This is a genomic window from Zoogloea sp. 1C4 (assembly GCF_009469605.1).
Classification (GTDB): Bacteria; Pseudomonadota; Gammaproteobacteria; order Burkholderiales; family Rhodocyclaceae; genus Zoogloea; species Zoogloea oryzae.
Genome location: NZ_SSXU01000016.1, coordinates 1 through 23,543 on the forward strand (window position 1 = coordinate 1; position 23,543 = coordinate 23,543).

General features: G+C 67.7%; 16 protein-coding genes. 6 read left to right on the forward strand and 10 right to left on the reverse strand.

The window, feature by feature from the left end; genetic code table 11:
* The first annotated feature begins 465 nt into the window (after nucleotides 1–465).
* From nirB to GH681_RS16915, 4 genes are all read left to right on the forward strand, one after another.
* A complete protein-coding gene (gene nirB / locus GH681_RS16900) occupies nucleotides 466–3,003 on the forward strand; it encodes a nitrite reductase large subunit NirB (RefSeq protein ID WP_153162711.1) in 2,538 nt (845 codons plus the stop codon).
* Between the two features lie 10 nt (nucleotides 3,004–3,013).
* Nucleotides 3,014–3,352: a nitrite reductase small subunit NirD gene (gene nirD / locus GH681_RS16905; RefSeq protein ID WP_153162712.1), complete on the forward strand. Its 339-nt coding sequence runs from the start codon at nucleotides 3,014–3,016 to the stop codon at nucleotides 3,350–3,352.
* Nucleotides 3,353–3,533: 181 nt separating this feature from the next.
* On the forward strand, nucleotides 3,534–4,346 hold the full coding sequence (locus GH681_RS16910; RefSeq protein WP_153162713.1) for a formate/nitrite transporter family protein: 813 nt from the start codon (nucleotides 3,534–3,536) through the stop codon (nucleotides 4,344–4,346).
* A 2-nt stretch (nucleotides 4,347–4,348) separates the two neighbouring features.
* Complete coding sequence (locus GH681_RS16915; protein WP_228111951.1) at nucleotides 4,349–6,088, forward strand: bifunctional protein-serine/threonine kinase/phosphatase; 1,740 nt, start codon at nucleotides 4,349–4,351, stop codon at nucleotides 6,086–6,088.
* 63 nt (nucleotides 6,089–6,151) lie between these two features.
* Here the strand turns inward: GH681_RS16915 and GH681_RS16920 are convergent, their stop codons facing one another.
* The 5 genes from GH681_RS16920 to GH681_RS16940 all read right to left on the reverse strand — a co-directional run bounded on the left by GH681_RS16920 (nucleotide 6,152) and on the right by GH681_RS16940 (nucleotide 12,281).
* Nucleotides 6,152–6,928, reverse strand: coding sequence for an enoyl-CoA hydratase (locus GH681_RS16920; RefSeq protein WP_153162714.1), 777 nt, complete (start codon nucleotides 6,926–6,928; stop codon nucleotides 6,152–6,154).
* Between the two features lie 22 nt (nucleotides 6,929–6,950).
* Nucleotides 6,951–8,096, reverse strand: a complete 1,146-nt coding sequence (locus GH681_RS16925) for a CaiB/BaiF CoA-transferase family protein (RefSeq protein ID WP_153162715.1) — start codon at nucleotides 8,094–8,096, stop codon at nucleotides 6,951–6,953.
* A 506-nt stretch (nucleotides 8,097–8,602) separates the two neighbouring features.
* A complete protein-coding gene (locus tag GH681_RS16930; RefSeq protein ID WP_153162716.1) occupies nucleotides 8,603–9,739 on the reverse strand; it encodes an acyl-CoA dehydrogenase in 1,137 nt (378 codons plus the stop codon).
* A 408-nt stretch (nucleotides 9,740–10,147) separates the two neighbouring features.
* On the reverse strand, nucleotides 10,148–11,347 hold the full coding sequence (locus tag GH681_RS16935; RefSeq protein WP_153162717.1) for an acetyl-CoA C-acetyltransferase: 1,200 nt from the start codon (nucleotides 11,345–11,347) through the stop codon (nucleotides 10,148–10,150).
* Between the two features lie 169 nt (nucleotides 11,348–11,516).
* Nucleotides 11,517–12,281: a 3-hydroxyacyl-CoA dehydrogenase gene (locus GH681_RS16940; protein WP_153162718.1), complete on the reverse strand. Its 765-nt coding sequence runs from the start codon at nucleotides 12,279–12,281 to the stop codon at nucleotides 11,517–11,519.
* Nucleotides 12,282–12,508: 227 nt separating this feature from the next.
* Between GH681_RS16940 and GH681_RS16945 the strand changes: the two genes are divergently transcribed.
* Together GH681_RS16945 and GH681_RS16950 are read left to right on the forward strand one after the other, a co-directional pair.
* On the forward strand, nucleotides 12,509–13,531 hold the full coding sequence (locus tag GH681_RS16945; protein WP_153162719.1) for an AraC family transcriptional regulator: 1,023 nt from the start codon (nucleotides 12,509–12,511) through the stop codon (nucleotides 13,529–13,531).
* A 41-nt stretch (nucleotides 13,532–13,572) separates the two neighbouring features.
* Complete coding sequence (locus tag GH681_RS16950) at nucleotides 13,573–16,470, forward strand: HD domain-containing phosphohydrolase (protein ID WP_153162720.1); 2,898 nt, start codon at nucleotides 13,573–13,575, stop codon at nucleotides 16,468–16,470.
* Nucleotides 16,471–16,574: 104 nt separating this feature from the next.
* On the opposite strand, the gene GH681_RS16955 is transcribed toward GH681_RS16950, so the two are convergent.
* From GH681_RS16955 to GH681_RS16975, 5 genes are all read right to left on the reverse strand, one after another.
* Entirely contained in the window at nucleotides 16,575–17,141 is a 567-nt protein-coding gene (locus GH681_RS16955; protein ID WP_153162721.1) for a flavin reductase family protein, read from the reverse strand.
* A 70-nt stretch (nucleotides 17,142–17,211) separates the two neighbouring features.
* Nucleotides 17,212–18,411, reverse strand: a complete 1,200-nt coding sequence (locus tag GH681_RS16960) for an acyl-CoA dehydrogenase family protein (RefSeq protein WP_153162722.1) — start codon at nucleotides 18,409–18,411, stop codon at nucleotides 17,212–17,214.
* A 43-nt stretch (nucleotides 18,412–18,454) separates the two neighbouring features.
* Complete coding sequence (locus GH681_RS16965) at nucleotides 18,455–19,393, reverse strand: 3-carboxyethylcatechol 2,3-dioxygenase (protein WP_153162723.1); 939 nt, start codon at nucleotides 19,391–19,393, stop codon at nucleotides 18,455–18,457.
* A gap of 397 nt (nucleotides 19,394–19,790) precedes the next feature.
* Nucleotides 19,791–20,882: an acyltransferase gene (locus GH681_RS16970; protein ID WP_153162724.1), complete on the reverse strand. Its 1,092-nt coding sequence runs from the start codon at nucleotides 20,880–20,882 to the stop codon at nucleotides 19,791–19,793.
* A gap of 263 nt (nucleotides 20,883–21,145) precedes the next feature.
* On the reverse strand, nucleotides 21,146–23,470 hold the full coding sequence (locus GH681_RS16975; RefSeq protein ID WP_153162725.1) for an acetate/propionate family kinase: 2,325 nt from the start codon (nucleotides 23,468–23,470) through the stop codon (nucleotides 21,146–21,148).
* Nucleotides 23,471–23,543 lie beyond the last annotated feature (73 nt).

The window sequence follows — 23,543 nt, forward strand, 5'->3', positions numbered from 1 at the left end:
CAGATCAAGGCCGATACGCGTAATCTTCATGGCGGACTCCTTCTTTCTGATTGACCGGGGGTGACACTTCCCAGTCTGGCTCATCGAAGCCGTTTCAGGAGGGAGGAGTCCATCTCATTGACCTACAGGGGGGCGCGCTGGTTTCATGCACCAATCCGGGGCTTGCTGCACCGCAGTAGGGCTGTTTTCGGCCCTCGAACCCCTGGTTTTCCGCGAAAAACCGCCTGGCACGATACCTGCTGAGTAGTCATTGCCCGCTGGCAGTGTCGTCGCGGGCGGTATTGCCTCCGCCAACGACGGCGGGACCCGAGAGAGTGGGGCGCGTGTGCGTCTGCAACCTCGTTGTTCCAACCCGACTTTGATCCGCGTTCCGCGGGGGCCATGATGTCTGCGCCGCTCGTTTCCCGAGCACTGGCAAGGATGTCCTGAATGTCCCGGCAGGAGCCAGGACGTGCAGGATTCATCATGAAAATCATTGTTGTCGGCCACGGCATGGTGGGCCACAAGTTCCTCGAAGAACTTCAGTCGCTCGCAGCCGCCCCTACCGAAGTCACCGTGCTGTGCGAAGAGCCTCGCGCCGCCTACGACCGGGTTCATCTCTCCGAATTCTTTGCTGGCAAGACGGCCGACGACCTCTCGCTGGTCGAGCCGGGCTTCTTCGACAAGACCGGCTTTGCGCTGCGCCTCAACACCCGTGCCACGGCCATCGATCGCCGCAACAAGACGGTGACCACCGCCGAAGGCGAGGTGCTGGCCTACGACAAGCTGGTGCTGGCCACCGGCTCCACGCCCTTCGTGCCCCCCGTGAAGGGCAATGACCGGGCCGACTGCTTCGTCTATCGCACCATCGAGGATCTGGAGGCGATGACCGAATGCGGCGCCCGCTCGAAGACCGGCGTGGTGGTGGGCGGCGGCCTGCTCGGCCTTGAATGCGCCAAGGCGCTGCGGGATCTGGGCCTCGAGACCCACGTGGTGGAGTTCGCCCCGCGCCTGATGGCGGTGCAGGTGGATGACGACGGCGGCCGCATCCTGCGCAGCAAGATCGAAGCGCTGGGCGTGAAGGTGCACACCAACCGCAACACCGTGGAGATCACCGATGGCGCCCGCGCCCGGCATCGCATGGTGTTTGCCGACGGCTCCTATCTCGAGACCGACATGATCGTGTTCTCCGCCGGCATCCGCCCGCGGGACGAACTGGCCCGCCAGAACGCCCTGGCGGTGGGCGCCCGCGGCGGCGTGGCGGTGAATGACCACTGCGGCACCAGCGACCCGGACATCTACGCCATCGGCGAATGCGCGGCGTGGAAGGACATGGTGTATGGCCTGGTGGCCCCCGGCTACGACATGGCCCGCGTGGTCGCGCGGCACATCGCCGGCCAGCCCGGCGGCGATTTTGCCGGCGCCGACATGAGCACCAAGCTCAAGCTGATGGGCGTGGATGTGGCGAGCATCGGCGATGCCCAGGGCCGCACGCCCAACTGCCGCAGCTTCCGCTACATGGACGAGGTGAAGCAGGTCTACAAGAAGATCGTGGTGAGCGAGGACGGCAAGCGCCTGATCGGCGCCGTGCTGGTGGGCAACGCCGACGAATACGGCACCCTGCTGCAGATGGCGCTGAACGGCATCGCGCTGCCCGCCGACCCGGAGTTTCTGATTCTCCCGTCCAGCGACGGCAAGGCCAAGCCGGGCCTGGGCGTGGATGCCCTGCCCGACAGCGCCCAGATCTGCTCGTGCAACAACGTCACCAAGGGCCAGATCTGCGCGGCGGTGGCGGATGGCGTTTCCGACATCGGCGCCATGAAGGCCTGCACCAAGGCCGGCGCCACCTGCGGCGGCTGCGTGCCGCTGGTCACCCAGGTGATGAAGGCCGAGATGGCGCGCCTGGGCATGGCGGTGAACAACCACCTGTGCGAACACTTCCCGTATTCGCGCCAGGAGCTCTTCCACCTCATCAAGGTGGGCGAGATCAAGAGCTTCGACGAGCTCATCGCCAAGCACGGCAAGGGCCTCGGCTGCGACATCTGCAAGCCCACCGCGGCGAGCATCTTCGCCTCGTGCTGGAACGAGTTCGTGCTGAAGAAGGATCTGGCCAGCCTGCAGGACAGCAACGACTACTTCCTCGGCAACATCCAGAAGGACGGCACCTACTCGGTGGTGCCGCGCATGCCGGGTGGCGAAGTGACCCCGGACGGCCTGATCGCCGTGGGCCAGGTGGCCAAGAAGTACGGCCTCTACACCAAGGTGACGGGCGGCCAGCGGGTCGATCTGTTCGGTGCCCGCGTCGAGCAGCTGCCGCTGATCTGGGAAGAGCTGATCGCCGCCGGCTTCGAATCCGGCCACGCCTACGGCAAGAGCCTGCGCACCGTGAAGAGCTGTGTGGGTTCCACCTGGTGCCGCTACGGGGTGGATGACAGCGTCGGCCTCGCGGTCGAGCTGGAGAACCGCTACAAGGGCCTGCGCGCGCCCCACAAGATCAAGTTCGGCGTATCGGGCTGCACCCGCGAGTGCGCCGAAGCCCAGGGCAAGGACGTGGGCATCATCGCCACCGACAAGGGCTGGAACCTCTACGTGTGCGGCAACGGCGGCATGAAGCCGCGCCACGCCGAGCTGATCGCGGCCGACCTGACCAAGGAGAAGCTCGTCCAGCTGATCGACCGCTTCCTGATGTTCTACGTGCGCACCGCCGACCGCCTGCAGCGCACCAGCACCTGGCGCGACAACCTGGAAGGTGGCCTCGACTACCTGAAGGACGTGGTGGTGAACGACAGCCTGGGCCTCGCCGCCGAGCTGGAAGCCCAGATGCAGCACGTGGTGGATACCTACCAGTGCGAATGGAAGACCGCCGTCACCAACCCGGACGTGCGCAAGCGCTTCCGCACCTTCGTGAATAGCGACAAGGCCGACGAGCACATCGTCTTCGTGGAGGAGCGCGGGCAGATCCGCCCGGCCCGCCCTGACGAGCGCCGCGCTGCCGATTCCGCCGAACTTGCCGAAACCGCCTGAGGAGCCCGCCATGAGCATCGCACCCCTTGAATGGACCACCGTGTGCCCGGTGGACGACATCCTGCCCAACACCGGCGTCAGCGCGCTGGTGAGCGGGCGCCACGTGGCGGTCTTCCGCGTCGGCGAGACGCAGTTCTACGCCATCGACAACGTGGACCCGAAATCCGGCGCCAGCGTCCTCTCCCGGGGGCTGGTGGGCAACCTGGGGGATCACGTGGTGGTCGCCTCGCCGCTCTACAAGAACCACTTCGACCTCGCCGACGGCGTGTGCCTGGAAGCGCCGGAGTATTCGGTGCGCGCCCACACGGTGCGCATCGAGGACGGCCGCGTGCAGGTGGCGCTGGCCTGATCTGTAGGTCGGACTTCAGTCCGACATCCCCTGCCTCCTCCTGTGGTGTCGGACTGAAGTCCGACCTGCAGGAAGAGCGCAACGCAACAACATCGCCTGAATCAACCCGCCGGCACACAACAATGCCCGACGCGCGGCCACCGCGCGATCGAGCCTGCCGGCCACCACGAAGGAAACCAACATGGCCTACCTCGCTCCTGCCGAATTCGTCACCAAGATGGTGGACGCCGGTGAATCCAAGCTGCTCATGTCCACCCGCGACACCCTGATCCGCGCCTACATGGCCGGCGCCATCCTGGCCCTTGCTGCCGCCTTCGCGGTCACCGTATCGGTGAATACCGCCAACCCGCTGATCGGCGCGCTGCTGTTTCCGGTGGGCTTCTGCATGCTCTACCTGCTGGGCTTCGATCTGCTGACCGGGGTGTTCACCCTCGCGCCGCTGGCGGTGCTCGACAAGCGCGCCGGCGCCACCTGGGGCGGCGTGATGCGCAACTGGGGGCTGGTGTTCACCGGCAACTTCGCCGGTGCGCTCACGGTGGCGGTGTTCATGGCCATCATCTTCACCAACGGCTTCTCCGAGGCGCCCAACGCCGTCGGGGTGAAGATCGGCCACATCGGCGAAGGCCGCACGGTGGGCTACGCCGCCCACGGCGCCGCCGGCATGCTCACCCTGTTCATCCGCGCCGTGATGTGCAACTGGATGGTGTCCACCGGCGTGGTGGCCGCGATGATGTCCACCAGCGTGTCGGGCAAGGTCATCGCCATGTGGATGCCGATCCTGGTGTTCTTCTACATGGGCTTCGAGCACAGCATCGTGAACATGTACCTCTTCCCGTCGGGCCTGATGCTGGGTGGCAACTTCACCTTCATGGACTACATGATCTGGAACGAGATCCCCACCGTGCTGGGCAACCTCGTCGGCGGCCTGACCTTTGTGGGCGCCACCCTGTATTCCACCCACTACAAGACCGCGCCCAAGCGTCGCGCCGCCTGAGCGTGGCCAGCGGCAATCTGCGGGTGAGCCTCGGCCAGGCATCCCTGGCCGGGGCTCACGACGTCAACCAGGATTTCCACGGCGCCCTGCTGCCCAAGGGGCACCAGCTCGCCAGCAAAGGCATCGCGCTGGCGATTGCCGATGGCATCAGCTCGAGCGCGGTGAGCCAGCTCGCCAGCCAGACGGCGGTGGGCTCGTTTCTCGAGGATTACTACGCCACGTCCGAGGCGTGGTCGGTGCGCCGGGCGGCCGAGCGGGTGCTCTCCGCCACCAACTCGTGGCTGCATTCCCAGACGATGGGTGGCGACGGGCGCTTCGAGAAGGATCGGGGCTTCGTGTGCACCTTCTGCGCGCTGATCCTCAAGGGGCGCGACCTGCACCTGCTCCACGTGGGCGATTCGCGCATCTACCGGCTGCACCCCCAGGCGCTGGAGCAGCTCACCGAGGATCACCGGGTGCGCATGTCGTCCACCGAGTCGTATCTGGGGCGGGCGCTGGGCGTCGGGCCCCATGTGGAGATCGACTACCGGGGCTGGGCGGCCGAGGTGGGCGAGGTGTACCTGCTCGCCACCGACGGCGCCTACACCCACCTGCAGGCCGACGACATCCACGCCGCCCTCGGCCGCCATCCGGATGATCTGGATGCCGCCGCCTCCGATCTGGTGAGCCTCGCCCACCGGCGCGGCTCCACCGACGACGCCACCTTGCAGCTCCTGCGCATCGACGCGCTGCCGGCGAGCGACGCGCCCCACCCGCAGCTACGTCGCGAGGGGCTGGCGATGCCGCCCCAGCTTGCGCCGCGGATGGAGTTCGAGGGCTTCACCATCCTGCGCGAGCTGCAGGTGAGTGCCCGCAGCCACCTGCATCTGGCGGTGGATCAGGCCAGCGGGCTGCAGTACGTCATCAAGACGCCGTCGGTGGACCTGAGCCAGGACGCGGATTACCTCGACCGCTTCGTGCTGGAGGAATGGATCGCCCGCCGGGTGGACAGCCCCCACGTGGTCAAGACCTGGCCCGGCGACCGCCCGCGCAGCCACCTCTTCGTGGCGATGGCCTTCATCGACGGCCAGACCCTCGCCCAGTGGCGGGTGGATAACCCCAAGCCCAGCCTCGAGAGCGTGCGCGGCATCGTCGAGCAGATCGCCCAGGGCCTGCAGGCCCTGCACCGGCGCGAGATGCTCCACCAGGATCTGCGCCCCGAGAACGTGATGATCGACGCCCAGGGCACGGTCAAGCTCATCGACCTGGCCAACGCCCACGTGGAAGGGCTGGCCGAATATCACCGGGACGCCCTCGTCACCGGTGTGCCCGGCACCCTGCAATACGCCGCGCCGGAATACCTGCTGGGCAAAGGCGGCAGCCAGCGCAGCGAGCTGTTCTCGCTGGCGGCGATCACCTACCAGCTCCTCACCGGCCAGCTGCCCTACGGGCTGGAGGCCACCCGCGTGCGCAGCCCGGCGGATCTGCGCCGTCTGCGCTACGTGCCTGCGCGTCATCTGCGCCCGGATCTGCCGGCGTGGGTGGACGCGGTGCTCGGCAAGGCCCTCAGCCCCCAGCCGGACAAGCGCCAGGAGGTGATCTCGGAGTTCGTGCAGGATCTGAAGGCGCCGGGCCCGCAGTTCCAGAACGAACGCGCCACCCCGCTGATCGACCGTGATCCGGTGCTGTTCTGGAAGTGCAGCACCGCGGTGCTGGCGCTGGCGGTGGTGGGATTGCTGGGGCTGCGGGTGTTCGGGCACTGAGGGGGCGGTGAACGCAGAAAAGGGGCCGAAGCCCCTTTCCCGTGTGCTGCGCGAACCGCGGAATTACTGGTTCTTGAACTCGGCCTTGCGCTTCTCGACGAAGGCGGCCATGCCTTCCTTCTGGTCGTCGAGGGCGAAGCTGGAGTGGAACACGCGGCGCTCGAAGAGCAGGCCTTCGTTGAGGCCGGATTCGAAGCTGCGGTTGATGGATTCCTTGATCATCATGATGACGGGCAGGGAATAGCTGGCGATGGTGGCGGCGGCGGCGAGGGCTTCTTCCACCAGCTTGTCGGCGGGGATCACGCGGGCCACGAGGCCCGCCTTCTCGGCTTCGGCGGCGTCCATCATGCGGGCGGTGAGGCACAGGTCCATGGCCTTGGCCTTGCCCACGGCGCGGGGCAGGCGCTGGGTGCCGCCGGCGCCGGGCAGGGTGCCGAGCTTCACTTCGGGCTGGCCGAACTTGGCGGTGTCGGCAGCGAAGATCATGTCGCAGCTCATCGCCAGCTCACAGCCGCCACCCAGGGCAAAGCCGGCCACCGCGGCGATCACCGGCTTGCGGAAGGTCTTGAGGCGCTCCCAGTTGCGGGTGATGTAATCGCCCTTGTAGGCGTCCATGTAGCTGAACTTGGCCATCATGCCGATGTCGGCGCCGGCGGCGAAGGCCTTCTCGGAGCCGGTGATGACCACGCAGCCGATGTTCTCGTCGGCCTCGAAGCCGTCCAGCGCCACACCCAGCTCATCGACGAGGGCGTCGTTGAGGGCGTTGAGGGCCTTGGGGCGGTTGAGGGTGATGAAGCCGACCTTGCCACGGGTCTCGACGATGATGTTCTGGTAATCCATGTGTCCTCCAAGCGTGTTTTAGTTAAATCGCCCCGGCACGGCGCAGGCCGTCGATGGCGTCGGGGGTGAAGCCCCAGTCTGCCAGCACGTCCTCGCCCGTGGCCCCAACCTGGGGCGGGCGGGGCGATGCCGGAGGGCTGCGGCTGAAGCGGGGAGCCGGCGCCGGCTGAATGACGCCGCCTACCTCGATGAAGGTGCCGCGAGCCCGATTGTGCGGGTGTTCGGGCGCTTCGTCCATGTCCAGAACGGGCGCCACGCAGGCGTCGCTGCCGTCGAACACCGCGCACCATTCGTCGCGCGTACGGGTTGCCAGATGTTCGGCGACGCGGCTCTTGAGTTCGGGCCAGCGGGCGCGATCCCACTGCTGGCTGAAGTCCGGATCGTCGATGCCGGCCTTCTGCAGGAACAGCGCGTAGAACTGCGGCTCGATGGGGCCGATGGAGACGTACTTGCCGTCGGCACAGCGGTAGGTGTCGTAGAAGTGCGCACCGCCGTCGAGCAGGTTGCTGCCCCGCGTTTGCCCCCACTGGCCCATGGCCTTGAGGGTGTACATCATGGTCATGAGGAGCGCCGAGCCGTCGGTCATCGCCGCGTCCACCACCTGGCCCTTGCCGGAGTTGCGCGCCTCGGTGAGCGCTGCGAGCACGCCGACCACCAGCAGCATCGCTCCGCCGCCGCAGTCGGCCACCAGATTGAGCGGCACCACCGGCTTGCCGCCGGGCTCGCCGATGGCGTGCAGCGCGCCGGAGAGCGACAGGTAGTTGATGTCGTGCCCGGCAGTGTGGGCGAGCGGGCCGGTCTGGCCCCAGCCGGTCATGCGGCCATAGACGAGGCGCGGGTTGGCGTTGAGGCTCTCGTCCGGCCCCACGCCGAGGCGCTCCATCACGCCGGGGCGGTAGCCTTCGACGAGGATGTCGGCCCTGGCGACCAGCTCGCGGGCGGCGGCGAGGCCTTCGGGCTTTTTGAGATCCAGCGTGACGACGCGGCGGGAGCGGTTGAGGATGTCGATGTTGGGATCAAACAGGTCGGACGCCGGCTTTGCGCCCGGCGCGGGCTTGCGTTCGATGCGCACGACTTCGGCGCCGAGGTCGGCGAGGATCATCGCGGCCATGGGGCAGGGGCCGAGGGCGGCGAATTCGACGACTTTGATGCCGTGGAGGGGGCCCATTGGTTTTGTCTCCTTGGTTTTGTTGTTCTTGTTTTGATTTGGCTGGCGGTGCTTGTTTGGCGCGCCGTTGGCCGGGGTGTTCGCCCCCGGCGGGCGACCTACTTTCTTGCTTCGCCAAGAAAGTAGGCAAAGAAGGCGACCCGGCTTCACCGGTCATTCGCTGCGCGAATGACTCCCCTGCGCTGCTCGAAGCGGGCGGCCGGCGCGGAACTCGCCGGTTGCGCCGGCTCAGACAGCCGCGCCGGAAGGCCCCGCCCGCTTCTCCGCTGCTCGGCGGATCAGACGGGCTTTGGTGCGCCACCGAGCCTCTTCGGGATTTGAAGAGGTTTTGGGGCGGGGGTTTTTCTTTGGGGGCGAACGCTTGTTCGCCCCGACAACCCTCGCGTCGTAAAGGGTGCGAAGGGCGTAGCGAGCGGCCTGAGGTTGCGACGAGGAACGCAGCCGTACTTGAGTACGGCGAGTACCGGAATCGCAAGATCGGGCCGCGCAGTAGCCCGGCGCGCCCTTTACTCGGCGGCGATGGAGCGGCCGATGACTAGCCGCTGGATGTCGTTGGCGCCTTCGTAGATCTGGCAGATGCGCACGTCGCGGTAGATGCGCTCGACCGGGAAGTCGCTGGTGTAGCCGACGCCGCCGTGGATCTGGATGGCGTCGGAGGCGATCTTTTCGGCGGCTTCGGAGGCGAACATCTTGGCCATCGAGGCTTCCTTCAGGCAGGGCTTGCCGGCGTCCTTGAGCTGGGCGGCGCGCCACACCATCAGGCGGGCGGCGTCGAGCAGGGTGTTCATGTCGGCCAGCTTGAAGTTGACCGCCTGGTGCTCGATGATCGGCACGCCGAAGGTGATGCGCTCCTTGGCGTAGCGCACGGCGGCTTCGAACGCGGCGCGGGCCATGCCGATGCTCTGGGCGGCGATGCCGATGCGGCCGGCTTCGAGGTTGGACAGGGCGATCTTGTAGCCTTCACCTTCCTTGCCGAGCAGCGCGCTTGCGGGCACGCGGCAGTTCTCGAGGATGATCTGCACGGTGTCGGAGGCGTGCTGGCCCATCTTCTCTTCGGTGCGGCCGACGATGAAGCCTGGGGTGGCGGTGGGCACGAGGAAGCAGCTGATGCCCTTCTTGCCGGCGGCCTTGTCGGTCACGGCGAAGACGATGGCCATGTGGGCGTGCTTGCCGGTGGTGATGAACTGCTTGACGCCGTTGAGCACGAAGCTGTCGCCGTCGCGGTCGGCGCGGGTGGTGATGGCGCCGGCGTCGGAGCCGGTATGGGGCTCGGTCAGGCAGAAGCAGCCGAGCTTCTCGCCGCGGGCGAGCGGCTTGAGCCACTCTTCCTTCTGCTGGTCGGTGCCGTATTTTTGCGTGATGCCACAGGCGAGGGAGTTCTGCACCGACACGATGGTGGAGGTGGCGCCATCACCGGCGGCGATCTCTTCCAGCGTCAGCACCAGGCTCATGTAGTCCATGCCGGCGCCGTCCCACTCTTCGGGCACGCACATGCCCATCGCGCCCAGCTCGCCGAGTTCCTTGAGGGCCTGGGCGGGGAAGGTGTGGTGCTTATCCCATTCGGCAGCGAAGGGGGCCAGGCGCTCCTGGGCGAAGGCGCGCATGGAGTCGCGGATCATTTCCTGTTCTTGGGTGAGGATCATGGTGCGGTGTCCTTTGAATTCTGGGTTGCGTTGTTCGCCCAGCGGCTGAGTGCCTTGGCTGATCGGCTTTCCATTGCCGGGCGTTACGTTGGCCGGGGAGTTCGCCCCCGGCGGGCGACCTACTTTCTTGTGTCGCCAAGAAAGTAGGCAAAGAAGGCGACCCGGCTTCACCGGTCGTCCGCGTTGCGGACGACTCCTCTGCGCTGCTCGCGCCAGCCGGCCGACGTCGCAAACTCGCCCTTCGGGCTCAGACAGCTGCGCCGGACTTCTCCGCCTGTTGCTGCGCTGCTCGGCGGTTCAGACGGGCTTTGACGAGGCACCGAGCCTTTTCTGGTCGGCTCGGCGCCGCGATCCGTAGGTCGGGTTAGCCCGCAGGGCGTAACCCGACGTTCCGGAAGACTGCCTGCCTTACAGCATCTCCACGGCCAGGGCCGTGGCTTCGCCGCCGCCGATGCACAGGCTGGCCACGCCGCGCTTGCCGCCGGTTTTCTTGAGGGCGCCGAGCAGGGTGACGATGATGCGCGCGCCGGAGGCGCCGATCGGGTGGCCGAGGGCGCAGGCGCCGCCGTGGATGTTCACCTTGGCGTGATCCAGCTTCAGATCATGGATCGCGGCCATGGTGACGACGGCGAAGGCTTCGTTGATTTCCCACAGATCCACGTCGCCGGCGGTCCAGCCGGTCTTGGCGAGCAGCTTCTGCATGGCGCCGACCGGGGCGGTCGGGAAGTTGGCGGGCAGGCCGGCGTGGTTGGTGTGGCCGACGATCTTCGCGATGGGCTTGGCGCCCAGCTTCTCGGCGGTGGAGGCGCGCATCAGCACCAGCGCGGCGGAGCCGTCGGAGATGGAGCTGGAGTTGGCCGGGGTGACGGTGCCGTCCTTCTTGAAAGCCGGCTTGAGGGTGGCGATCTTGTCGATGTTGGCCTTGGGCGGCTGCTCGTCGGAGGCGATGGTGACGTCGCCCTTGCGGCCGGCCACGGTGACGGGGGTGATTTCCCACTCGAAGGAGCCGTCCTTGATGGCGGCCTGGGCGCGGGTGGTGGAGGTGATCGCCCAGGCATCCTGCTCTTCACGGGTGAAGCCGTAGGCGGTGGCGCAGTCTTCGGCGAAAGTGCCCATCAGGCGGCCCTTGGTTTCCTTGCTGTAGCCGTCCTCGAGGCCGTCGAAGAACATGTGGTCGAGCACCTGGCCGTGGCCGAGGCGCATGCCGCCGCGGGCCTTGGGCAGCATGTAGGGGGCGTTGCTCATGGATTCCATGCCGCCGGCGACGACGACTTCGACGCTGCCGGAAACCAGCAGGTCGTGGGCCAGCAGGGTGGCCTTCATGCCAGAGCCGCACACCTTGTTGATGGTGGTGCAGCCGGCGGTGAGGGGCAGGCCGGCGTTGAGGGTGGCCTGGCGGGCCGGGGCCTGGCCGAGGCCGGCGGGCAGCACGCAGCCGAAGATGACTTCCTGCACCACGTCGGTGGGCACGCCGGCACGCTCGACGGCCGCCTTGATGGCGATGCCGCCCAGCTGGGGCGCGGTGAGGCTGGAGAAGTCACCCTGGAAACCACCCATCGGGGTGCGGGCGGCGGAGACGATGACGATCGGGTCGTTGGCGTTGCTCATGCGGAATTCCTTTTAAGTTCAGTGAGGGGGCAGGCGAGAGGAGTGAGGAGGCCGGGCTGTGCGGTTGTGCGGCTGTGCGCTGGCGTCGGCCGGGCGAGGTCAGGTGCGGGGAGGGGCACTGCGCGTCACGCGCGGTCTCCTCACTCCTCACGCCTCACTCCTTACCGGTTTATTTGGCTGCCATGCGGATCGCGCCGTCGAGGCGGATCACTTCGCCGTTGAGGTAGGCGTTGCTGAAGATGTGCTCGACCAGCGCGGCGTATTCGGCCGGCTTGCCCATGCGGGAGGGGAAGGGAACCATCTTGCCGAGGGCTTCCTGCACGTCGGCGGGCATGCCGAGGAGCATCGGGGTTTCCATGATGCCCGGGGCGATGGTCATCACGCGGATGCCGGAGCGGCACAGTTCGCGGGCGATCGGCAGGGTCATGGCAACCACGCCGCCCTTGGAGGCCGCGTAGCCGGCCTGGCCGAGCTGGCCGTCGAAGGCCGCGACGGAGGCGGTGGACACGATCACGCCGCGCTCGCCGCCGGCGTTGGGTTCGTTCTTGCTCATGATCTCGGCGGCGAGGCGGATCATGTTGAAGCTGCCGACCAGGTTGATGTTGATGGTGCGGGCAAAGGATTCGAGGCGGTGCGGGCCTTCACGGCCGACGACCTTCTCGGCCGGGGCGATGCCGGCACAGTTGACCAGACCGCGCAGGGTGCCGAGCTCGACGGCAACGGCGAAACAGGCCTTGGCGCTGGCTTCATCGGTCACGTCGGTGGCCACGAAGCGGGCATTGGCGCCCAGCTCGGTGGCGAGGGCGTCGCCGGCTTCCTTGTTCACGTCGGCCAGCACGACCTTGCCGCCGGCGGCGACGATCATCTTTGCGGTTGCGGCACCCAGGCCGGAACCACCGCCGGTCACCACGAAAACGTTGTCCTTGATCTCCATGAATCGCTCCTGTTTCTGTTGTGTTTTTTGATCGGACGGAAGGCCCTGCCCGGATGGCGGGCACGCTCCGCAATGGCCGTGAACTCTAGGCACAAGCGGGGCCGGCTTCCATGCCGAAATCGATCAATGTGAATGGTAGAATTTGCCACATTGCAGAGCAGCAAACAGGCGCGCCGTTGCGCCTGTCATCCCGCTCATTCTCACCCTTTTTCGTCTTCCGGCCTTTGATGCGTGCACCCACTTCCGACAAGGGCACCATTTCCATCGCCTTCGTGCTGGAGGCGCTGGCCGGGGTGCGCGAAAAGGGGCTGGATGCAGGCAGCCTGCTTGACCAGGCGGGCATCTCGCCGGAGCTCCTCGACGCGCCCCAGGCGCGGGTGTCGTCGGTGCATTACGGCCTGCTGTGGCACCTGATCGCCGAGGCGCTGGACGACGAGTTCTTCGGGATGGATTCCCACCCCATGAAGGCCGGCAGCTTCACCCTGCTGTGCCACAGCGTGATCCACTGCGACACCCTGGAGCGCGCCCTGCGCCGGGCGCTGCGTTTCTTCCGGCTGGTGCTGGACGATTTCGAGGGCGTGCTGGAGCGCGACGGCGACACCGCCCGGGTGGTGCTCGCCGAGCGCCTGCCCGGGCCGCGGCGGGCGTTTGCCTACGGCACCTTCCTGATCATCCTCCACGGGCTGGCGTGCTGGCTCATCGGGCGGCGCATCACCCTCGATCACGCCAGTTTTCGCTGCGCCGAGCCGGATTTCAGCGCCGAATGGCGGGTGCTGTTCTCGCCCGACCTGCGCTTCGGCGAGGCAGAGACGGCGATCAGCTTTCCGGCCGAATACCTCGACATGGCCAACGTCCAGAACGAGCGCACGATGAAGGTGTTCCTGCGTAGCGCGCCAGCCAACTTTCTGGTTAAGTACCGCAACAGCGACGGCCTGGTGGCGCGCATCCGGCGCCAGCTGCGGCACATCCCGCCCGACACCTGGCCGGATTTCGAGACCCTCGCTCAGCAGCTCCACAGCTCGGTATCCACCCTGCGCCGGCACCTGATCGACGAGGGGCAGTCGTACCAGTCGATCAAGGACGACCTGCGCCGCGATCTGGCCATCAGCCAGCTGTGCCACTCCGAAAAATCCGTGCTCGACATCGCCCATGACCTGGGCTTTGCCGAAGCCAGCGCCTTCCACCGGGCGTTCAAGAAATGGACCGGCGCCCGGCCGGGCGAATACCGCCGCGCCGTGGCCGGCCAATAAACACAAAGGCCGCCATGGGGAACCACCGCAAATCCAGCTCCGTGGCGCGCCGTTTCCGTTTCCCGCTCCACGTCCACATCTCGACCCTGTTCTTCCTGCTGGTGCTGGCTGTGGGGGCGAGCATCGCGTGGGTGTCGTACTCGCGCAGCGCCCACATGCTGGAGCGGGCGGCGGGCGATCTGCTGGTGCGTATCTCCCGCCAGACGGTGGTCGAGACCGAGATCCTCCTGAGCCCGGTGGGCACCACGGTGCGCCTGCTGGGCCTGCAACCCTTGGCCCGGGCGACAACCCTCGCCGAGCGCCGCCAGGGGCTGGCGAGCCTGCGTGAGGCGCTGATCGCCTCGCCGTCGGTGACGGCCTTCTACGTGGGCTACGGGGACGGCGATTTCTTCATGCTGCTGCGCCTTGCCGACGACGGCGACCGGAAGCTGGTGGACGCGCCGCCGGGGGCCGCCTATCTCATCCAGAGCATCGATGGCGACGAGGGGCGTTTCATCTACCTCGATGCCGACCTGAACGAGCTGCGCAACGTGCTGCGGCCCGACTACCCGCGCGGTTACGACCCGCGCCAGCGCAGCTGGTACGCCGAAGCCCTGCGCCACGGCGAGCCGGTGCAGACCGCGCCCTACCTGTTCGCCTCGACCCGCCGGCTGGGCGTGACGGTGGCGAACCGGGTGGCCGGCAGCGGCGCGGTGGTGGGCGCCGACATCCGCCTCACCACGCTGGACGAAACCCTGCGCCGCCAGCGCATCACGCCGGGTTCGCGCCTCGTGCTGTTCGACGACGGGCAGCGGGTGGTGGCCTATTCCGAATCTGGCTGGCTGCCCGAGGCTCGGCCCGGGGCGGAGGGCGAGCGGCCGCGGGTGTCCGATCTGGGCGACGGCCAGCTGGCGGCCCTGGCCGCCGCGCCGGGCGGCGAGGGCGAGCTGCCGCTCACCGCCTTCAGCACCGCCGGCCAGCGCTGGCACGGAGCGGTGGCCCGGCTGCCGGTGCAGGGCGGGCGGCCGATGCGCCTCGGCGTGATGATCCCCGACGACGAGCTCCTCACCGACGCCCGCCAGGTGCGTAACCGCGCGCTGCTGGCAACCCTGCTGGTGATGCTGGCCACGCTGCCCCTCACCTATCTCACCGCCAGGCTGGTGTCACGGCCGATCCGCGCGCTGGCCGACGAAACCGCAGCGATCCGCAGCTTCGACTTCACCGCCGACGTGGCGACCCGCTCGGTGGTGCGCGAGGTGGACGACCTGGCCGCCGATCTGGCCTCGATGAAAGGGGCGGTCCGCCACTTCCTCGACATCTCGGCGACCATGGCACGGGAGTCGAACTTCGACCGCCTGCTGCCCCGGCTGGTGGACGAGACCGTAGCGGTGACCGGCGCCCGGGCCGGCGTGCTTTATCTTGCCGACGACGACGGTGCCGCGCTCGAACTCGCCTCGCTGCGCCGGGCGGGGGACACCAACCTGCCGCGGGACGCTGCGCCGGACGGGGCCGCGATGGCCGGGCTGGTGGCGTCGGCGGCGCGTTCCGGCGTGGGCAGCGTCGATGTGGGCGCCGATGGCGTCGGGCGTAGCTGCGCGGGGCTCGCCGAGGCGCTCGAGACCACGCGCCTCGCCTATCTGGCGGTGCCGCTCCTTGCCCGCGACCAGACCCGCATCGGCCTGCTGGTGCTGTGGTTCGACGCCGAGCCCCAGCGGGATCTGGTGCATTTCGTCGAGGCGCTGTCGGGGGCGGCGGCGCTGTCGGTCGAGACCCAGGCGCTGATCCGTGCCCAGAAGCGCCTGTTCGAATCATTCATCCAGATGCTCGCCGGCGCCATCGACGCCAAGAGCCCCTACACCGGCGGCCACTGCGCCCGGGTGCCGGTGCTCACCAAGATGCTCGCCCGCGCCGCGTGCGACGCCACCGACGGGCCGTTCAAGGATTTCCAGCTGGGCGACGACGACTGGGAGGCCGTGCACATCGCCGCGTGGCTGCACGACTGCGGCAAGGTGGCGACGCCCGAGAGCATCGTCGACAAGGCCACCAAGCTGGAGCTGCGCTACAACCGCATCCACGAGATCCGGATGCGTTTCGAGGTGAAGAAGCGCGACGCCGAGATCGCCTGCCTGCAGGCCATCGCCGCGGGCGCCGACCCCGCCGAGGCCCGCACGGAGCTGGCGCGGGCCCACGCCCGGCTCGACGCCGACTTCGCCTTCGTGGCCGCCTGCAACGTGGGCGGCGAGGCGATGGCGGCGACCGACGTGGAGCGCCTGCGCCAGATCGGCGGGCAGACCTGGCTGCGTACGCTGGACGACCGCCTCGGGCTGTCGGAAGAGGAACGCCGGCGCCTTGGCCAGGGACAGCCGCTGCCGGCCGTCGAGACGCTACTCGCCGACAAGCCGGAGCACCGCCAGGCCCGCGGGCCGGATGACCGGATCGCCCCGGACAACCGCTGGGGTTTCCGCCTCAATGTGCCGGCCCTGCGCCACAACCACGGGGAACTCGCCAACCTGTCGGTGGGCCGCGGCACCCTCACCGACGAAGACCGCTACACCATCAACGAACACATCGTGCAGACCATCCGGATGCTCGACGCGCTGCCTTTCCCGCGGCACCTGCGGGCGGTGCCCGAGATCGCCGGCGGCCACCACGAGAAGATGGACGGCACGGGCTACCCGCGCGGGCTCACCGGCGGCGAGATGAGCCCGGTGGCGCGGATGATGGCGATCGCCGACATCTTCGAGGCCCTCACCGCCGCCGACCGGCCCTACAAGAAGGGCAAGACCCTGTCGGAGGCCATCGCCATCATGTCCCGGATGCGCGACGAGGGGCACATCGACCCGGATCTGTTCGCGCTGTTCCTGCAGTCCGGGGTGTTCCGCGAATACGCCGAAGCGCACATGAGCGCCGACCACGTGGATGAGGTGGACTTGGACGCCGCCCTCGCCCGGGCCGGCTGAGTCCCTAAAAAAGCACGGCCCGTCGCGCCCGGTGGAATGGGCGGGATGGGCCGGAAAGCAGGGCGCCCGGCCAGGCCGTCGCCCCACGAGGAGGAGCGGGCTGCTTACTGGTCGATCTTGCGGAAGGCGCCGTTGAGATACACCAGCGCCTGGCCGTCACTGCGCTCGCGCACCGTCAGCACTTCGCACAAAAAGGCGTGGTGGGTGCTCTCGTCGAACATCTTGATGACCCGGCAATCGAAGCTCGACAGGGTGCCTTCGAGCATCGGCGCACCGGTGATGGCGGTGCCCCAGCTGCCGTAGCCGAAGCGGGCGTCGCCATGCACGCCTTCGACCATGCCCGCAAAGGCGCGGGCGACTTCTTCCTGGTCGCCGGCCAGCACATTGACGGCGAGGGCGCCGCTTTGCTGGATGATCTCGCAGGCCAACACGTTCTTGTTCACGAACACCACCAGCCGCGGCGGATCGGTGGTGACGGAACACACCGCGGTGGCGGTGAGGCCGGCCCGGCGCTCGCTGTCGGCCGCGCTGATGATCGACACGCCGGCGGCCAGGTGGCGCATGCCGTTGCGTTGCTCGGCGGGCGTCACGGTGGGCAGTTCGGCAAGGCCCGGCGTCTTCACATCCCTGACCGGACTTTGATGGACGACGGCGTTGGTGAGGTCGGTCATGGTTTGTCTCTCTCGTGGTGTGGTGGCTTCATGAAAAAGGGCCCGGTGCGTGGCCGGGCCGCCGGGTGGATCAGGCCTTGACGCCGAAGGGGTTCACCTTGGGCAGCGGGTTGCCGAGCAGGTGGCCGCCCAGCAGGTCGCCGATGTTGTCCTGGTTCTGGGTGATGTGGTTGGCGCCCACCAGCAGGTCGCGCAGCTGGCGCTGCAGCGGGCAGTTGAGCCACACGCCGCGGGTGGAGGTCTTCTTGAAGATCATGTGGCCGGCGTCGAAGCATTCGCCGCCGGTGAACTGGTTGGTGGCGAAGTGGCGGATGCGGATGTCCAGGGGGACCAGCTTGCCCTTGGAGGCGTAGCTCCAGGCTTCTTCGGTGTTCTGCAGCACGCGGGAGGTGCTGGCAAGGATCTTGGCATAGGCTTCACCGAGCTTGGCCTTGATGAACGGGTCCTGAACCGCGGCGCCAACGGCCTGGTTGATGTTCTGGCGCGGCACCATGTGCTCGATGTAGAGATCGACCATGCCGCGAGCCATGCCGATGATAACGGACGACACGGCGGCGTAGAAGACGTAGAAGAACGGCATCTTGTAGAGGTTGTTCACGTGGCCGTGGGAGTCGTCGTCGTAGGCGCCGATCACGTGGCTGCGGTAGTCGGGCACGAAGACTTCCTTCACCGACAGCTTCTTGGAGCCGGTGCCGGCGAGGCCCACCACGAACCAGTCGTCGATGATCTCGAAGTCGGCGCGCTGGACCCAGAACGAGCGGAACTCGATCTCGCCCGCGGCGTTGGCCACGCGGCCGCCCAGGAAGGCGCCGCCGGCGGCGTGGTCGCAGCCGCTGGAGGTGAGCCACTCGCCGTTGAGCACGTAGCCGCCTTCGACGCGGGTCACGGTGCCGAAGGGCGCGTAGGAGGACGACACCAGGCGCGAGTTGTCCTCACCCCACAGCTCGTCGCCGCACTGGCTGGGCAGCAGGCCTACTTCGAAGGGATGCACGCCCAGCACCATCACGTTCCAGGCGCTGGACGGGCAGCCGCGGGCGAGCTCCATCAGCACCTTGTTGAGGACGTTGGGGTGCATCTCGTAGCCGCCCCAGCGCTTGGGCTGGAGGATCTTGAAGAAGCCGGCTTCCTGGAACTTCTGGATGGTCTCGGGGGAGACCATGCGGGCCTTCTCGCAGGCGTCGGCGCGCTCGCGCAGCCAGGGGATCAGCGCCTCGGCGCGGGCAACGATCTCTTCTTCGGACGGGATGAGGGTTTCAACGGCAGCGTTCATGGTTCAAATCTCCTTTGGTGTGTCGGGCGTGCGGCGGGCGGGTTCAGGCCTGTTCGGCGCTGACCACGCCGTAGCCGGCGATCCATTCGTTGATGGCGCGGTAGTAATCCTTGCGGGCGGCGTAGGGGCCGGTGGCAGCGAGGGCGGCGAAGGCGGCGACCCAGGTGCGCACTTCGTGGGTCGAGCGGCCGGCAGCCTTCGAGATCTCGTCGATCCGGAAGTCGTCCACCTCGGCGAGGCGGCGGCTCGTCAGCAGGTCGATGAAGGCCAGGTCCCATTCCTCGTTGAGCGGGGTCTGGGCGCAGGCTTCGGTGCCGTAGATCTTGCCGGCGGCGATGGTGCGGGCCTGGCGGGCGGCGCGGGCTTCCGGGGTGGGGTTGCGGCCGGCGATCAGGAAGTTGGCGATCTCGTCGGGGGCGCCCGACAGCAGCGGCACGGGCGGCTCGTGGGAGAGGCCGCCGGTGCCGAGGATCAGCACGCGCTTGTTGAGGGTGGTCAGGAACTTGCCGACCGCCTCGCCCAGCTTGCGCACCCGGCGGTAGGGGCCGAAGGGCGGCGCCACCGAGTTGATGATGATGGGAATCACCGGGTAGCGGGTGAGGCTGCCGGTGAGCTCTTCGAGGGTCTGGGTGCAGCCGTGGTCCACCTGCAGGCGGTGGGACAGGGCGATGTCCACGTCCTGGTCGAGGATGAACTTGGTCATCTCCAGGGCCAGATCCCGCGGGATGGACAGGGGGCCGGGGAGGGTTTGATAGTCGGCGACGGATTCGGCCGCGGTGGCGATCACGAACGGCGGCATCAGGTCGTAGAACAGGCCGTTGTAGTGGTCTGGCGCGAAGATCACGATCAGCTCGGGATCGAAGGCTTCCACTTCGGCGCGGGCCTGGGCCAGGACGGTGTCGACTTCACGGACGACGTCGGCGCCCGGGTCGTTCAGCCCGCGCAGCGGCGTGTGCGACAGGCATTTGAGTTTGATGGACATGCGTGCTCCTCAGCGTGTGGACCGGGCCGTGCGGCGCCTACAGGCGAGGGCGGAGAAGGCGGGCCGGGTTGCGGCCTGCGCTTGCCTTGGGCTGTCTCCACCCTGCGTCTTTTTTTGTTGGTGAGGCGATTCTAGGGCGGTGGTCCACAGCCACAAAAAGCAAATGCAAAAGTGTGCACAATATGCACAACGTTGTTTTTGCTGGGTTTTGTGGTGGTGTGAGGTCGGCGCCCGGAGTGGGCTCGCCGGGTGGCTGCCCGGCATGGATCAAGGCGTGGCGGGGCTCGGGCGGCGTTTGGCGGGCTGCGGGTGCTGGGGGGGAGAGGTCAACGAAAAACGCCGTCGCCCGGAGCCGGGGGACGGCGTTTTACGCTGGGGCGGGCGTGGCCCGCGGGGCTCAGCCTCCGAGGGCCAGGGCGGCCAGCCAGCCGCCGGCAACCACGCCGGCCGGGAACAGCAGGCGCAGGCGCACCGGCAGGGGGCGGCTCTCGATGCCCCGGTAGAACAACTCGCCACCGACGATGCTGATGCCCAGCGCCACCAGCATGCCGATCGCGTTGACCATCGGGTGGGTGGGGAAGAGGGTGATGAAGGTGGCGTTCACCAGCAGGCACAGGGGGAAGTGCACCAGGAACACCGAGTACGAGATACGCGCCAGACGGCTCACCGCGGCCGGCACCGGCATGGTGTAGAGGAAGCCGCTGCGACCGGCGAGGCCCAGGAACAGCATCACCGCGGTAGCCACCGCAATGCGCGGGCGGAAATCCACCGCCAGCGAAGTGACCGCCACCACCGTCAGCGCGGCCAGCCACAGGCCCGAGCGGGGCTGGCGGATGGCCCAGCCGGCGAGGATGCCGAGGCCGAAGCTGCCGAAGAAGTAGAACGCGGTCTCGTCCCAGAAGGCGTCGCGGTTGAAGCCGAACAGCGCGGCGAGGGTCATCGCGGCGACAAGGGCCGGCGCCAGCGGACGCAGGGCGGCAACGCGGCCGGGCAGCCACAACAGGAGCACCGCGAGGGCGAACAGCTGGAAGTCGATGGCCACGTACCACACGCCGGCCGACAGGGCTTCCTGGTCGAGGAGGTCGTGGAGCAGCAGCACGTGGGCGAGGAGCTGGCCCAGATCGGGCACGTCGGAGATCGAGCGGTGCACCATCCACACGCCGGCGAGCGCCGAACAGGCGATGGCCAGCAGCAGCGCGCCAGAGTAGGGCACCACGAGGCGGGTGTAGCGCTGGATCAGCAGGTTGAGCGGCGCGCCGGACAGGGCCGCGGGGCCGAACTTGCCGGCGAACAGGAAGCCGGACACCACCAGGAAGACCTGCACGGCCATCCGGGCGTATTCGTCGAGGAAGCCGATGACGCCGGGCATCAGCGGCTTGGCGACGTCGGCCATGGGGCCGTAGAAGGCGAGGTGGTGCAGGACGATCAGCACGCAGGCGATGGCCTTGAGGGCATCGATGGCGGGCAGTCTTGAGGCGTCAGGGCGCATGATTGTCGCGCGTTCTCCGTGGGCGGGAATCGGACGCTCGACGGGGGGCAGATGGCCGCTGGGGTGATTTGCTGCAGCGCAGCAGTCGAGCGAAGCGGGCGATTATACGCGCGAGGCATCCGGACGGACATGAAATCCGTCCGGAGAAGTATTTGAAAATGTTATGGATCGTGCCTGAAGTGAGTCGTGAACGGCATCGCGCCGGCCGCGAGCCGCAGGGCCCGGGGCCGGCGCGATGCCGGTTTCGGTGAGGCGAGGGCCGCTCAGTAGCGGTTCTGGATTTCCTCGATGTAGCCGAGCATCCCGGTGCGGATGTTGGCGGCGTTGCCTTCGTCGGTGTCGATGTGCATCGCCAGCCGATAGGCCGGATTCACCCGCACCACCACGTCGCCGAAGATCAGCTCGCGCTCGCCTTCGACGCGCACCCGCACCACGTACTTGTCGCGCACCCGGAAGCGCAGGGCGTCTTCGGGCGACATGTGGATGTGGCGCTGGGCGCAGATCACGCCGCGCTCGATGGTGGTGCTGCCGAACGGCCCTTCGAGGGTGATGCCCGGGGTGTTGGCGAGGTCGCCGGATTCGCGGATCGGCGGCTGGATGCCGACCTTGAACTGCTCGGTCATGGCGATCTCGACCTGGGTTTCCTTGCGGGTCGGGCCGAGGACGCGGACGTTGGCGATGCGGCCCTTGGGGCCGACGAGGTGCACCTTCTCGGCGCAGGCGAACTGGCCCGGCTGGGAGAGTTCGTGCTCCGGGGTGAGCTGGTGGCCGGGGCCGAACAGCTTGTCCACGTCGGCTTGCGAAAGGTGCACGTGGTGGGCGGAGATCTCGATGGGGATCGGCGCTTCGGCCTGATCTTCGCGCATGGCCACCGACAGCGCATTGCGCTCGATGGCGCGCAGGGCTTCCCAGGCCACCAGACGCTCGTCGTCGTTGGTGATGACGAGGATGGTGACCGGCGAATCGTCGGCCGAGATGATGGCGTAGTCGCCGACCCGGTCGAGGTTGCGGTTCTTTTCCTCGTCGAGGCGGATGCCCATGTAGCCAAGGCCCTGGCAGGCCAGGCTGCGCACCGCGGCGCTGGTCTCGCCCACGTCGCCGGTGAAGGCCAGCACGTCGATGCCGCCCATCGCCGCCACGTAGGCGCCGATGTTCTTGCGCACCTGGTAGCAGAAGGCCTTGTGGGCCAGCAGGGCGCGGTGGTGGCCGTCGTTGGCGGCGGCTTCGATGTCGTGGATGTCGCTGGAGATGCCCGAGATGCCCTTCAGGCCGCTGTTGGTGTTGATCATCGTCGACAGGTCGTCGGCGGAGAGCTTGTTGTGCTCCATCAGGTGGATCATCACCGCCGGGTCGATGCTGCCGGAGCGGCTGGGCATGATGAGGCCGTCGGTCGGCGTCATGCCCATGGTGGTGTCCACCGAGCGGCCGTGGTCGATGGCGCACAGGGAGGCGCCGATGCCCAGGTGGCAGGAGACGATCTCCAGCTCGCCCAGCGGGCGGTTCAGTACCTCAGCGGCCTTCAGCGACACGTAGCGGTGGGAGCTGCCATGAAAGCCGTAGCGGCGGATGCCCTGCTGCTTGTAGAGCTCGTAGGGCAGGCCGTAGAGGTAGGCGTAGGGCGGCAGCGTCTGGTGGAAGGCAGTGTCGAACACGGCCACGTGGGGCACGCCGGGCAGCTGGCGCATGGCCTCGCGGATGCCTTCGACGTTCACCGGGTTGTGCAGCGGGGCGAACACCGACAGGGCCTCGATGTCGGCGATGACCGCCGGGGTGATCACCACCGAGCTGGCGAACTTGCTGCCGCCATGCACCACCCGGTGGCCGACGGCGGTGACGTCGTGGGGATGGAAGGCGAAGGCGTCGCCGAGCAGGCGGGTGGATTCCTCGATCACCCGGAACAGGTCGGTGAGCGGGAAGGGCGAGCGCTCGGCAGAGCGGACCTGGGTGCCCACGAACACGCGGACGCGCGAGATGGCCGGATCGGCGTTGTCGATGATGCCGTGGACGTCGGAGCCCAGATCGTGGGTGTCGTAGATGCCGAAGTGGATCTGGCTGATGCCCACGTTGAGGGCCAGCACCTTGCCCGGGGAGTCGGTGTGCAGCGACAGGGAGTACGGGTCGTCGGCCTTGGCGGGCTGGCCCGGCTGGCTGTTGAGCATGTCGGTCGACAGGGTGCGCACCCGGTCGAGGAGCTTGTGCGACAGGTAGGCGACGGCCTTGGGGTTGGTGAGGATGTGCAGGTTGAACACATCCTGCGGAATCAGCAGCACGAAGCAGCGGTTGCCGGCGATCACGTCGGCGGCGATGCGGTCGCCGGTGAGGGTGGACATCACCCCGAACACGTCGCCCGGGCCGAGCTGGCTGATGACGGTGCGGGTGCCGGTGTTGTCGGTGACGGAGATCTCGGCGTGGCCGGTGATCACGATGCCGATGTTGCGGGCCTCGTCGCCCGTCTCGAGCATCGCCTCGTTGCCTTCGTAGGTGGTCAGCCGGGACTGGCTGACGATGGTCTCGACCTTGTCGGCAGGGAAGCTGGCGAACAGGGGTACCTGTTCGAGGAAGAATTTCTTGAGGTCAACTTCGCTCATGATGATTCTCGCGGTGCGCGGGTGTTGATTCAGATCGGGAAAGCGTAGCACTTTTGTTGCAGTGCATCACTGC

Excerpts from the sequence above, each read along its gene's own strand:
- GH681_RS16920 (WP_153162714.1), bottom strand. The coding sequence starts at position 6,928 with ATGGATTACCAGAACATCATCGTCGAGACCCGTGGCAAGGTCGGCTTC.
- GH681_RS16935 (WP_153162717.1), bottom strand. The coding sequence starts at position 11,347 with ATGAGCAACGCCAACGACCCGATCGTCATCGTCTCCGCCGCCCGCACC.
- GH681_RS16975 (WP_153162725.1), bottom strand. The coding sequence starts at position 23,470 with ATGAGCGAAGTTGACCTCAAGAAATTCTTCCTCGAACAGGTACCCCTG.
- GH681_RS16910 (WP_153162713.1), top strand. The coding sequence starts at position 3,534 with ATGGCCTACCTCGCTCCTGCCGAATTCGTCACCAAGATGGTGGACGCC.
- GH681_RS16930 (WP_153162716.1), bottom strand. The coding sequence starts at position 9,739 with ATGATCCTCACCCAAGAACAGGAAATGATCCGCGACTCCATGCGCGCC.
- GH681_RS16945 (WP_153162719.1), top strand. The coding sequence starts at position 12,509 with ATGCGTGCACCCACTTCCGACAAGGGCACCATTTCCATCGCCTTCGTG.
- GH681_RS16955 (WP_153162721.1), bottom strand. The coding sequence starts at position 17,141 with ATGACCGACCTCACCAACGCCGTCGTCCATCAAAGTCCGGTCAGGGAT.
- GH681_RS16960 (WP_153162722.1), bottom strand. The coding sequence starts at position 18,411 with ATGAACGCTGCCGTTGAAACCCTCATCCCGTCCGAAGAAGAGATCGTT.
- GH681_RS16965 (WP_153162723.1), bottom strand. The coding sequence starts at position 19,393 with ATGTCCATCAAACTCAAATGCCTGTCGCACACGCCGCTGCGCGGGCTG.
- GH681_RS16925 (WP_153162715.1), bottom strand. The coding sequence starts at position 8,096 with ATGGGCCCCCTCCACGGCATCAAAGTCGTCGAATTCGCCGCCCTCGGC.
- GH681_RS16940 (WP_153162718.1), bottom strand. The coding sequence starts at position 12,281 with ATGGAGATCAAGGACAACGTTTTCGTGGTGACCGGCGGTGGTTCCGGC.
- nirD (WP_153162712.1), top strand. The coding sequence starts at position 3,014 with ATGAGCATCGCACCCCTTGAATGGACCACCGTGTGCCCGGTGGACGAC.
- GH681_RS16970 (WP_153162724.1), bottom strand. The coding sequence starts at position 20,882 with ATGCGCCCTGACGCCTCAAGACTGCCCGCCATCGATGCCCTCAAGGCC.
- nirB (WP_153162711.1), top strand. The coding sequence starts at position 466 with ATGAAAATCATTGTTGTCGGCCACGGCATGGTGGGCCACAAGTTCCTC.